Raw genomic sequence first — 10,133 nt, forward strand, 5'->3', positions numbered from 1 at the left:
GAGGATTGGCCATCGTGCGCGAACCAGTACTCGTCCCCCGCCTCCAGCCGTTCACCTCGACGATTTTCTCGGAGATGACGGCACTCGCCGTGCGCAGCGGGGCCATCAACCTCGGGCAGGGTTTCCCGGACACCGATGGCCCACGGCCGATGCTCGACGCGGCCAAGGAAGCGCTGTTCGGGGGCGCCAACCAGTACCCGCCGGGGCCGGGACGACCGGAGCTGCGGAAGGCGATCGCCGGCCACCGCGCCCGGCTGGGCCTGCACTACGACCCGGACAGCGAGATCCTCGTCACGGCCGGCGCCACGGAGGCGATCGCGGCCACCCTGCTGGCCCTCGCCGACCGGGGTGATGAGGTCGTCGTCATCGAGCCCTACTACGACTCCTACGCCGCCGCCATCGCGATGGCCGGTGCGACGCGGCGCGCCGTGCCGCTGGTGTCGGACGGAAACCGGTTCGCCCTCGACGTCGACACCCTGCGGGCCGCGGTGACCCCGGCGACGAAGGCGATCCTGCTCAACTCACCACACAACCCGACCGGCACCGTGTTCACCCGTGCGGAGCTGGAGGCCGTCGCGGCCGTGTGCATCGAGCACGACCTCGTCGCCGTGCAGGACGAGGTCTACGAGCACCTGGTGTTCGACGACCACGAGCACATCCCGCTGGCGAGCCTGCCCGGTATGCGTGAGCGCACGGTGTCGATCTCCAGCGCGGGCAAGACGTTCAACTGCACCGGCTGGAAGATCGGCTGGGCGTGCGCGTCGCCGGAGCTGATCGCGGCCGTCACAGCGAGCAAGCAGTTCCTCACGTTCGTCTCCGGCGGGCCGCTGCAACCGGCCGTGGCCTACGCACTGGAACACGAGCTCGGCTGGGTGGAGCAGCTGCGCACGTCGTTGGCCGCCAAGCGCGACCGGCTCTCCCAGGGTCTGCGGGAGGCCGGGTTCACGGTATGGCCGAGTGCGGGGACGTACTTCGTCTGCGCCGACGTCCGGCCGCTCGGCTTCGCCGACGCCGAGGAGCTGGCGTGGCAGTTGCCGGAACGCGCCGGGGTCACCGCGGTCCCGATCACCGGGCTCACCGACCACCCGGACGAGTGGAATCACGTTCTGCGGTTCGCGTTCTGCAAGCGCGACGATGTCCTCGACGAGGCCGTCGAGCGGCTTCACCAGCTGCGAAGCATTGCGCCGTCCGGGGTGGATCAGGCGCGGACGAGGTGAAACACTTCCGAGCGATGCTAGAAATAGCAGTCCCGGGGTAGCCCGACCTGGGCCGATACCGGGCTGAACGAGACGACGGTGGTGGTGTGCAGTGAGGGGATCGGGGGGCGCGCGCTCATCCGGTCTCCTTTCGGCTGCCCTCCTGCGGGTGCTGCTGGCGGTCGGTTTCGCGGTCGCCGCGTGGCTTACCGCCGCGCTGCTCTCCTCGGCCGCCCACGCCGCCGAACCGCCCACGGCTGAGCAGATCGCCGCGGAGGTGGAGCGGGAGGTCCAGGAGGACGTCTCGACAAGCCTGCCCGGGGACCCCGCGACGGCCGAGGTGCCGCCGGTGCTGGACGCGGCCGCGCTGCCGCCCGAGCAGGCCGACCCCCCGACCGAGCCGACTCCCGAACCGGCAGAGGCTGCCGAGCCCGCGACTCCGGCTGCTCCTGCTGTTCCCGACCTTCCGGCTGTTCCCGGCTCGAACGGCGAGCCGGACGCCGCTCCCGCACCGTCCCGTGCACTGCTCGGCACGCTCACCGACACGGTCGGCACGCTGGCCGGTACCGTGACCGACACCCTGGGCTGCATCACCGGCTCGCTCGAGCGCACCACGCCGATTCTTGACCTGCCCGCACCTGAGCTGCGGTTGCCGCCGGCGCTCCTGCCGGCGCTGCCGGTGCTGCCGACGCTGCCATCAGTGCCGACCCTGCCGGAGCCCGGCGATTCGGTCGGTATCGCGGTGCCGGAGGGCGAGCTGCCCGGTGCCGGACTGCCCGGCCCCGCCGTCCCGCAGCCGGACGCGCCGGACCAGCAGACCTCGCAGCCGCAACCGGCGCGGTCGCTGCCCGTCACGGTGACCGCCGCCGACGGCACGCCCGCCGTCCCGGCGACGGAACCGGCCGCCCCGGTGGCGCCGCGCGAGATCGTCGCCGGTGGCGGCGCCGCGCCCGCCGGCGTGCCGGCGCCGCTGCCCGCCGCCCCGACCGGGACGGGTGTCACCGCACAGGTCGTCGCGTCGGCCCACCACGACCACGCCGGTGGACGGGCTGTCCACGGCATCCTCAGCTGGGAGCCCACGCAGGCCCAGCTCCGGCTTGCCGGAACGAGCCGCGAGCACGATGTGGACGGTGCGGGCCGGCAGGCCGCGCTGCCCACCACCACCCCGGACTGACCGCACGCCGCTACGCCGGGGGCCAGTGCGTCCGACAAGACGCTGTGAATTCCCGGCACAGTCTCGCTCGCGTGTAGTCGTCTTCGCAGGGGTACTTCTCGTGGATACACAGCTTCCCGCCCGGCCGACCGCGCCAGGCCGTGACGGGTCCTGGTCCCGGTGCCGCGTTGCCCCCGTGGTGCCGGGGCCCCAACCGGGTGCGCGCCAAGGCGTTCTGCTCACCGCGCCGAGCAGGAGCGCCTTCCCGATGCGCACCTGAGGCCGCCAGGCCCTCCGGCATGGCGAGGGGCGATGCCGGAGGCGGCCGGTGGCACCCGTGCCCACGCGGCACGGCGGAGCCGGTGCGCTGGATGATTGACCGTCTCGTTTCCCTGGAGTGACGGCACCCCCACATCCGGCGCACCGGCTCCTCTTTTGCTTTCACACCAACAGTTCTTGCACCCGGTGGGTTCTTCACACCACGGTCGCGTCGACGCCGCGCGGCCCGCTGCGTACCGACGCGGCCGCGAGCCCGAGCCGCCGCACCGCTTCCCGGAGCCTGTCCTCCGGCAGGCAGAACGGCAGCCGCAACCGGCGTTCGAGGCCACCGTGGACACCGAAGCGCGGGCCGGGCGCCACCTGCACGCCGTGGTTCGCCGCGGCCACGCTGAGCCGAGTGCTCATCGGCTCGGGAAGTCCGCACCACAGCGACAAACCGCCGACCGGCAGCCGGAACGTCCACTCAGGACAGTGCTCGCGGAGAGCGTCGGCCAGAACGTCACGTGCCGCACGCAGATCGTCCCGACGTTGCCGGAGCAGGGGGCCGGCATCGGCGAGCAATTCGGCGAGCACGAGCTGAGAGAGCACCGACGAGCCGAGATCGAGCGAGTGCCGGGCGGCCAGGAGTTGCTCGACGAGGTGTTCGGGCGCGCGGATCCAGCCGAGCCGGAGCCCGCCCCAGAACGTCTTGGCCGCCGAGCCGACCATGATCACCCACTCTCCCGCGTAGGCCGCGAGCGGCGGCAGCGGCACCGGTGTCGCGCGCAGGTCGAGCTCCGCGAGCGTCTCGTCGACAACGGCGGGTGTCCGCGCGCGGGCGAGTGCCGCTCCGAGCCGTTGCCTGCTCTCGGCGTCCAGCTGCAATCCGGTGGGGTTCTGGAAGTCCGGGACGAACACGGCGAGCCGGGGCGAGGCCTGTCGGAGGGCGGCCTCGATGGCGGCGATGTCCCAGCCCTCCACCGGATCGACGGCGACCGGCACCGGGAGGGCGTGGGCGGCCCGGATGGCCTCCGGGGTGTTCGGGTAGCACGGCTGCTCGACGAGGACCCGGTCACCGGGGCCAGCCAGGGTGCGCAGGACCAGCGCGAAGGCGTGCTGGGCGCCGTTGGTGACGATCAGCTGGTCGGGGGTTGTCGGCAAGCCACGGGCGGCGTAGCTGGCCGCGAGGCGCTCCCGGAGCACGGGCAGCCCGCGAGCGCTGTAGCCGTGGTCGCACAGCTCGGCACCCAGCTGTGGACGGACCGCGTCGAAGGCAGCCAGTAGCCCGGGCACGGCGGGCGGCGAGGCGTGGGCGAGATCGAGCAGTTCGAGATCCGCGCCGGGATCGCGGCGGCCGACCCGGCCACCCGCGGGAGCGCTCACCCAGGATCCCGCGCCCTGTCTGCTGGCGACGAGCCCGGACTCGCGCAGCCGGTCGAGGGCCGCGCCGACGAGCGTCCGGCTGACCCCGAGCGCGGTGGCGAGCTCTCGCTCCGCGGGCAGCCGGGTGCCGACCGGCAGCCTGCCGTCGAGCACCTGCGACTCCAGCGCGTCGGCGAGGTCACTCGCGCCCCGGCGGGAGCCGCTGTGCCGCCAGCCGCCCAGCAGTCGCGCGAGCCGTGCACCGGATATCCGTCCACCCGGTGGGAATTGGCTCGTCATGCAGGCCAATTTATGCAGATTGGCTCTGGATTACCAGCCCAAATGCACAGATAGTGGTGACGTGGCCCAGACAGGACAGTTCGAACTCTCTCCGGTGACCGTGACCGAAGACCCGGCACGCAGGCTGACCCAGCTGGTGGCGGGTCTTCTGCTGTTCGGCACGAGCATGGCGATGATGTCCCGGTCGAGGCTCGGGCTGAACCCGTGGGACGTCCTGCACGAAGGGCTCATGGAGAAGACCGGCCTGACATTCGGCTCGGTGACCGTCGTGACGGCCGTGCTGGTGCTGCTGGCCTGGATTCCGCTCCGGCAGCGGCCGGGCATCGGCACCGCCGCCAACGTCGTGCTCATCGCGGTCTCGGTCGACCTCGTGCGACTGGTGTTGCCGGATCAGCACGTGCTGGCCTGGCAGATAGCGTTGTTGCTCGGTGGCATCGTGCTGAACGGGCTCGCCACCGCGCTCTACGTCGGCGCGCGGTTCGGCCCCGGTCCGCGGGACGGGCTCATGACCGGACTGTCCGCGCGAACGGGCCGTTCGGTGCGGCTGGTCCGCACGCTGATCGAGGTGTGCGTGCTGGCGGCCGGCTGGCTGCTCGGCGGGACGGTCGGAGTGGGCACCGTGCTGTTCGCTCTGGCCATCGGCCCGCTGACGCAGCTGTTCCTGCCCTACGTCGTGTGGCGGCGGCGCTCATGACGCCCGGCGCCGGGCGGCTCTGAGCACGAGCGGGTCGGCGCCGAGCCCGGTGAGAACGTCGGCCGCCGGACCGGGCAGGCTCGCGAGCGCCAGCAGGAGGTGCTCGCCACCGATGTAGTCGTCCCGGAGCTCCATGGCTTCCTTCAGGGACTGTTCGAGCACCCGCTTGGCATCACCGGTGAACGGCACGTGCTTACGCGTGCGTCGCACGTGGCCGCGAGCGAGCGCGCCTTCGCCGTGCTCGTGCTCGACGCGCGCGACCACCTCGTCGACGTCGATGCCCAGCTGCTCGAGCGATTGCGTGTCGGCGTCGGTGAGCCCGCCGCGCCGCCGCACGTGCGCGACCTGCGCCTCGAGGTCGTCGAGGCCGAAGCCGACGGCGCCGAGCAGTCGCGCCGCGGCGCCGTCGGGAAAGCGCGTGAGGGCGACGAGCAGGTGCAACGGATCGACCTCCCGGGCGCCCTGGATGTCCGCCTCACGGACCGCCTCGGTGACAGTCGTCCGGGCTTCCTCGGTAAACCGCTCGAACATCAACGCCTCCCATATTTCTTGTGGACCGCCTGCTTGCTGACGCCGAGCTCGTCGGCGATCTCCTGCCATGACCAGCCGTGCACGCGCGCACTGCGCACCTGGACGGCCTCGAGTTGCTCCAGCAGCCTGCGCAGGGCGGCGACGGCCCGCAGGCCGACGCGTGGGTCGCGATCGCCCGCCCTGGCGGCCAAATCAGTGGCTTCGGTCATGATGTCAATCTAAGTTGACGGTGCGCTGCTGTCAACCTTGGTTGACAGGTGGCTACATTCGGCCGGTGCCCCGCATCGACATCGCCGAGCAGCCCGGCGTCGGCCTCGACGGCCTTCCGCGGCCGACCGAGGACCGGGTGGTGGTGACGACGAACGCCGTCGCGGTGCTCGACGGCGCCACGGAGTTCCGCGCCGGCATGCTCAGCGGAGGCTGGTATTCGCACCGGCTCGCCGAATACCTCGAGGCAAGCCTGACGACCTCGCCCGCCGCCCCGCTGCGCACCGTCCTGGCCGCCGCGATCGAGAACGTGGCGCTCACCCACGGCCTGCGGCCAGGCCACAGCCCGTCCAGCACCGTGGCGATCGCGCGATGGACCACCGAGACCGTCGACGCGCTCGTCCTGGCCGACAGCCCGGTCGTCGCGTTCGGACACCTCGGGACGACCGTGGTCGCCGACCACCGGCTGGCCCGCCTGCGCCACGGTGGGTTCCTGCGCACGCGCGCCGACGTCGACCGGCTGCGCAACCACGAGGACGGGTTCTGGGTGGCCGAGGCGGACCCGGCCGCGGCCTCACACGCCGTGTGCGTCAGCTGGCCACGGCGCGACGTGGAGGCCGTGCTGCTGGCCACCGACGGCGTCTCGGTGGGCGTCGACGACTACGGGCTGTTCGATTGGCCGGACGTCGTGGATCTCGCCCGAGGCGAGGGCGCGAAGGCCGTCCTCGACGCCGTGCGCCGGGCGGAACTCGCCGACCCCGACGGCGTTCGCTGGCCCCGCGTCAAGCAACACGACGACCAGGCGCTTGCCGTGATCGATTTCACGATGGATCAGGGGTGATTCAGGGACTTACCCGGATCACACACCGGCTCTCGAGGCGTTGACTGGAGATATGAACAGCCTGGGGAGCAAGGCTCATACCACTGCGGCGGCACGTACCAGGACGTGGACCATCGCCGCGGGCGCCTCGCTCGGCTGGGCGTTCTTCACGCTGGTCATCCTGCACGTGGTGAGTTCGTTCGACCCGCTGGCCGACCCGCTGAGCCGGTACGCGTTCAGCGACCAGGGCAGCGGAATGCTGGAAGCCGGCTTGCTCTCGGTCGCGGTCGGCGTGATCGCCGTCCGCGGCGCCCTCGTGGCGTCCGGGCTGGCGTTCACCCGGACCGCGTCGGTTCTCGTCTACGCGACCGCGGGCGGACTCGTCAGCGCCGCGCTGTTCCCGGCGACGTTCACGCCGGAGATCGACCCGGTGAGCGGGCGGATCCACCAGTACGGAAGCCTCATCGCCTTCCTCAGCCTGCCGGCGATCGCGTTCGCGCTGCTCGACAGCCTGCGCGAGGTGCCTGCGCTCGCGGGCACGCGAATCGTGGTGGTGCGGCTGCTGCAGGTCGGTGTGGTGACGCTCGGGCTGTTCGGCGTCAGCTACATCGCCGACGCGCTCGCGTTCACGCCGGTGTTCGCGGCTGTCGAGACGCTGCTGCCGGTTGGGTTCACCCAGCGAATCGTGTTCGCCGTGGACTTCGCTCTCCTGGTCACACTCCTGGTGGCGGCCACGCGGTGCGCGCGGGCGACGGAGTCACCGGACGCGTTCGGCTCGGTCGGCGACCCGCAGCGAGGCATGCACAAGGGGTAACCCGGGCGCGGCCATGAGTAGCGATCACCGGCTCACCGTGTGCATCATCGAGGTGTGAGCTGGTTGGATGCGGCTACGGACCGCTCGGCGAAGCGCTGGCTGAGCAGGCTCGGCGACGACCTGCGCAGCGGCTGGCGTGCGCTCGCCCAGCCCGTGCTCAGACAGCACTTCGACCAGCACCTCGAGCAGGTCACCGAACACATCCGGGACCAGGAGGCACTGGTCGAACGAGCTGTCCCCGTGACGCCGCTCGTGCTGATCGCCGGCCACGCGTTCGACGTGCGCCGGCAGGCCCTGCGCGAAGGCTGGCAGCCGCCGAGGTCGGAGTCGGACTGGACCCCCGACGAGTGGTTCGGACTCCGGCTGCTCGCGTGCTATGAACTGGCCTCACGCGAGCCGCACGGGCCGAAGCCACCCCGGCGTCAGAGCGACTGGTCCTCGATCGTAGGGCTGATCCGCGGGTCGCGACCGGGCTGACCCGGCACGGGCGCGACCACGGGCCCACGCTGAAGCTCGGAGTTCGTGGGCGTCCGCGACGGCGGTCCGGCCGGCGCCGCGGGCTTGCTCAGGCTTTCCTCGACCATCTTGGTGTCGTGCATGTTGGAGAGCACGGCCATGGTCACCGCGTGCACCAACGCCAACAGAAGCAGCAGCACACCGAGGTTTCCGACGAGCGCCCGCAGACCATCCCCGCCGAAGCCGACGTCGAGCACGGACAGCAAAGCGAGGAAGCCGAACATCACGAGGTGGAAGAGCACGGTGACGAGCCGCGTCTGCGACCCTGCGGTGTTCATGTCGGCGTCCACATCGGACAGGTACCGTTTCCCGCTGTGGTATAGGATTTGGCCATCCACCACGATCATCAGCACGCCTAGACCGAGGAACGCCAGGTAAGCGTCGTTAGGCACCTCAGACTCCTTTCTGCGTGACACGGGGCCACGCAGCGTGGGTACCCGGTCACCGGTGCCGGAAACAGAACGTGTAGCCCGAACGTTTAAGGGGTAACTGCACCAGCACGCAGCCCGTGACTCTCGATGCTTGGGGAGAAATCGTGAACGCATACAGCCCGACCGCACCGACGCAGAACCCTCAGCCCGCGCTGCCTCGCACGGAGGAGCCGGACGCCGAACAGCGCCGCCGAGCAGTCCGGGCGATCGCGTCGGCGGCCCACGACGCCGCGGACTGCGCGACTCTGCTCGAGGCCCTGGGACTGAATCCGGAAGAGGGCAGGCAGATCCCGGCTCAGCGCGACAAGTGACAGCACCGTGACCAGACGCGCGACGGTCGCGGATACCGTCCGGGTCGCCGCCGGAGTGGTGCTGCCGACGTTGGCGGGCGGCGTGATCAAGCGCCGCCCGCGCGTGCTTGCGATGGCCGAGCGGCTCCAGCTGGACCGGTCGGCCATCGGTGTGCTGCGTGGTCTGCACGCGCGCTACGGCGCCGGGCCGCTCGTGCTGCGGGTACCGAAGCGGTCGTTCGCGATCGTGCTCGACCCGGGCGACGTCGAGCGCGTCCTCGACCACACGCCCGCGCCGTTCCACCCGGCGACGTACGAGAAGCGTGCCGCGCTGAACCACTTCCAGCCGCGCGCGGTGCTGTCGACGCGCAGCCCCGAGCGGCAACCGCGTCGCGAGTACAACGAGATCGTGCTCGAGTCGGCGCACCAATTGCACTCACTCGCCGCCCCGGCGCACGTCGTCGTGGAGGAGGAGACCAAGCAACTCCTGGACGGCGTCACCGAACTCGACTGGGACACCTTCAACATCACCTGGTGGCGGATCGTGCGCCGCATCGTGCTCGGTGACGGCGCCCGCGATGACGACGAGGTGACCGATCGGCTCGCGCAGCTCCGCCTCCGCGCGAACTGGGCGTACCTGCGGCCCAAGTCGAGACGCCGGCGGGAGGCGTTTCGCCGCACGCTGGACGAGTTGCTCGACCGTGCCGAGAGCGGCAGCCTCGCCGCTAAGATCGCGGCCACCCCGGCTGAGCCGGGCGTCGACCCGCACGGCCAGGTGCCGCATTGGCTCTTCGCCTTCGACGCGGCCGGTATGGCGACCATGCGCACGCTGGCGTTGCTGGCCACCCACCCACGGCAGAACGCCCAGGCGCGGGAGGATCTCGACGACCCGGCGCTGCCCTACCTGCGGGCCTGTGTCACGGACGCGGTCCGGCTCTGGCCGACGACACCGGCGTTGCTGCGGGAAAGCACCACGGCGACGTCCTGGCGCGGGGACCAGCTACCACCCGACACGACGTTCCTGGTGTTCGCGCCGTACTTCCACCGGGATCCTGAGTCGGTGCCGTTCGCGGACCGGTTCGAGCCCGAGGCCTGGCTGGACGGCCGGGCGTCCCACTACCCCGCCCTGGTGCCGTTCAGCGACGGGCCGGGCCGTTGCCCGGGAGAGAACCTCGTCCTGTTCGTCACCAGTACGATGCTCGCCCAGTTGCTGCGCCGGGGCGAGTACCGCCTGCTCGCGCCACGAACACTGAGCCCGCAGCGACCGCTACCGGCGACGCTCGATCACTTCGGCCTCCGATTCGCCTACGAGGCGCGGAGCAGCTCCTCGTAGTACACGGGCTCGGTGCACCCGCAGCCGCCGTCGACCGACTCGCACTCGATCACCAGCGAGTGCCGCACGATCTCGAATTCGGTGCAGCCGTCGTCGGTGCACTCCACGACGCCGGAGACGTGCTGCACCAGCGTGCCGTGGCAGTGGTCGAGGCCGGTTTCGCAGCTCTGGCAGGTCATGGACCCTTGGTACCACCGCTCTGCGACGAAATCCGTCCGACACGCCCGC

The 10,133-nt window shown here is 71.2% G+C and carries 13 protein-coding genes; 8 read left to right on the forward strand and 5 right to left on the reverse strand.

The window, feature by feature from the left end; translation table 11 throughout:
* Nucleotides 1-14 precede the first annotated feature (14 nt).
* Nucleotides 15-1,217 (forward strand): pyridoxal phosphate-dependent aminotransferase, encoded by a 1,203-nt coding sequence (locus tag ACFSZT_RS01960; protein ID WP_377387752.1) that lies wholly within the window; start codon nt 15-17, stop codon nt 1,215-1,217.
* Nucleotides 1,218-1,365: 148 nt separating this feature from the next.
* Entirely contained in the window at nt 1,366-2,370 is a 1,005-nt protein-coding gene (locus tag ACFSZT_RS01965) for a hypothetical protein (RefSeq protein ID WP_377478149.1), read from the forward strand.
* Between the two features lie 453 nt (nt 2,371-2,823).
* Here the strand turns inward: ACFSZT_RS01965 and yczR are convergent, their stop codons facing one another.
* Nucleotides 2,824-4,269 (reverse strand): MocR-like transcription factor YczR, encoded by a 1,446-nt coding sequence (gene yczR / locus ACFSZT_RS01970; protein ID WP_377387753.1) that lies wholly within the window; start codon nt 4,267-4,269, stop codon nt 2,824-2,826.
* Nucleotides 4,270-4,330: 61 nt separating this feature from the next.
* Here yczR and yczE point away from each other — a divergent pair, with 61 nt between their 5' ends.
* Complete coding sequence (yczE, locus tag ACFSZT_RS01975) at nt 4,331-4,963, forward strand: membrane protein YczE (protein WP_377387755.1); 633 nt, start codon at nt 4,331-4,333, stop codon at nt 4,961-4,963.
* Here the strand turns inward: yczE and ACFSZT_RS01980 are convergent.
* Both ACFSZT_RS01980 and ACFSZT_RS01985 read right to left on the reverse strand, forming a co-directional pair.
* Nucleotides 4,958-5,494, reverse strand: coding sequence for a Clp protease N-terminal domain-containing protein (locus ACFSZT_RS01980; RefSeq protein WP_377387757.1), 537 nt, complete (start codon nt 5,492-5,494; stop codon nt 4,958-4,960). The two genes, yczE and ACFSZT_RS01980, sit on opposite strands and share 6 nt — an antisense overlap.
* Nucleotides 5,494-5,703 (reverse strand): sigma factor-like helix-turn-helix DNA-binding protein, encoded by a 210-nt coding sequence (locus ACFSZT_RS01985; RefSeq protein ID WP_377387759.1) that lies wholly within the window; start codon nt 5,701-5,703, stop codon nt 5,494-5,496. The genes ACFSZT_RS01980 and ACFSZT_RS01985 overlap by 1 nt, the downstream gene beginning before the upstream one ends.
* 65 nt (nt 5,704-5,768) lie before the next feature.
* On the opposite strand from ACFSZT_RS01985, the gene ACFSZT_RS01990 reads away from it, so the two are divergent.
* The 3 genes from ACFSZT_RS01990 to ACFSZT_RS02000 are packed head-to-tail and all read left to right on the forward strand — an operon-like array spanning nt 5,769 to nt 7,812.
* Nucleotides 5,769-6,542, forward strand: coding sequence for a protein phosphatase 2C domain-containing protein (locus ACFSZT_RS01990; protein ID WP_377387761.1), 774 nt, complete (start codon nt 5,769-5,771; stop codon nt 6,540-6,542).
* Nucleotides 6,543-6,594: 52 nt separating this feature from the next.
* Entirely contained in the window at nt 6,595-7,335 is a 741-nt protein-coding gene (locus tag ACFSZT_RS01995; protein WP_377387763.1) for a DUF998 domain-containing protein, read from the forward strand.
* A 54-nt stretch (nt 7,336-7,389) separates the two neighbouring features.
* A complete protein-coding gene (locus ACFSZT_RS02000) occupies nt 7,390-7,812 on the forward strand; it encodes a DUF6401 family natural product biosynthesis protein (protein WP_377387765.1) in 423 nt (140 codons plus the stop codon).
* Here the strand turns inward: ACFSZT_RS02000 and ACFSZT_RS02005 are convergent.
* A complete protein-coding gene (locus ACFSZT_RS02005; RefSeq protein ID WP_377387767.1) occupies nt 7,758-8,243 on the reverse strand; it encodes a hypothetical protein in 486 nt (161 codons plus the stop codon). The two genes, ACFSZT_RS02000 and ACFSZT_RS02005, sit on opposite strands and share 55 nt — an antisense overlap.
* Nucleotides 8,244-8,386: 143 nt before the next feature.
* Here ACFSZT_RS02005 and ACFSZT_RS02010 point away from each other — a divergent pair, with 143 nt between their 5' ends.
* Together ACFSZT_RS02010 and ACFSZT_RS02015 are read left to right on the forward strand one after the other, a co-directional pair.
* Nucleotides 8,387-8,593 carry a hypothetical protein gene (locus ACFSZT_RS02010; protein ID WP_377387769.1) on the forward strand — a complete coding sequence of 69 codons (207 nt, stop codon included), beginning with the start codon at nt 8,387-8,389 and terminating at the stop codon, nt 8,591-8,593.
* Nucleotides 8,594-8,600: 7 nt separating this feature from the next.
* A complete protein-coding gene (locus ACFSZT_RS02015) occupies nt 8,601-9,905 on the forward strand; it encodes a cytochrome P450 (RefSeq protein WP_377387771.1) in 1,305 nt (434 codons plus the stop codon).
* On the opposite strand, the gene ACFSZT_RS02020 is transcribed toward ACFSZT_RS02015, so the two are convergent.
* Complete coding sequence (locus tag ACFSZT_RS02020) at nt 9,878-10,084, reverse strand: hypothetical protein (RefSeq protein ID WP_377387773.1); 207 nt, start codon at nt 10,082-10,084, stop codon at nt 9,878-9,880. The two genes, ACFSZT_RS02015 and ACFSZT_RS02020, sit on opposite strands and share 28 nt — an antisense overlap.
* Between the last annotated feature and the right edge of the window lie 49 nt (nt 10,085-10,133).

The sequence above is a fragment of the Prauserella oleivorans genome (assembly GCF_042685745.1).
Classification (GTDB): domain Bacteria; phylum Actinomycetota; class Actinomycetes; order Mycobacteriales; family Pseudonocardiaceae; genus Prauserella_A; species Prauserella_A oleivorans.

Coding starts and splice junctions, on each gene's coding strand:
- ACFSZT_RS01985 (WP_377387759.1), bottom strand. CDS start 5,703: ATGACCGAAGCCACTGATTTGGCCGCCAGGGCGGGCGATCGCGACCCA.
- ACFSZT_RS02020 (WP_377387773.1), bottom strand. CDS start 10,084: ATGACCTGCCAGAGCTGCGAAACCGGCCTCGACCACTGCCACGGCACG.
- ACFSZT_RS01995 (WP_377387763.1), top strand. CDS start 6,595: ATGAACAGCCTGGGGAGCAAGGCTCATACCACTGCGGCGGCACGTACC.
- yczR (WP_377387753.1), bottom strand. CDS start 4,269: ATGACGAGCCAATTCCCACCGGGTGGACGGATATCCGGTGCACGGCTC.
- ACFSZT_RS01980 (WP_377387757.1), bottom strand. CDS start 5,494: ATGTTCGAGCGGTTTACCGAGGAAGCCCGGACGACTGTCACCGAGGCG.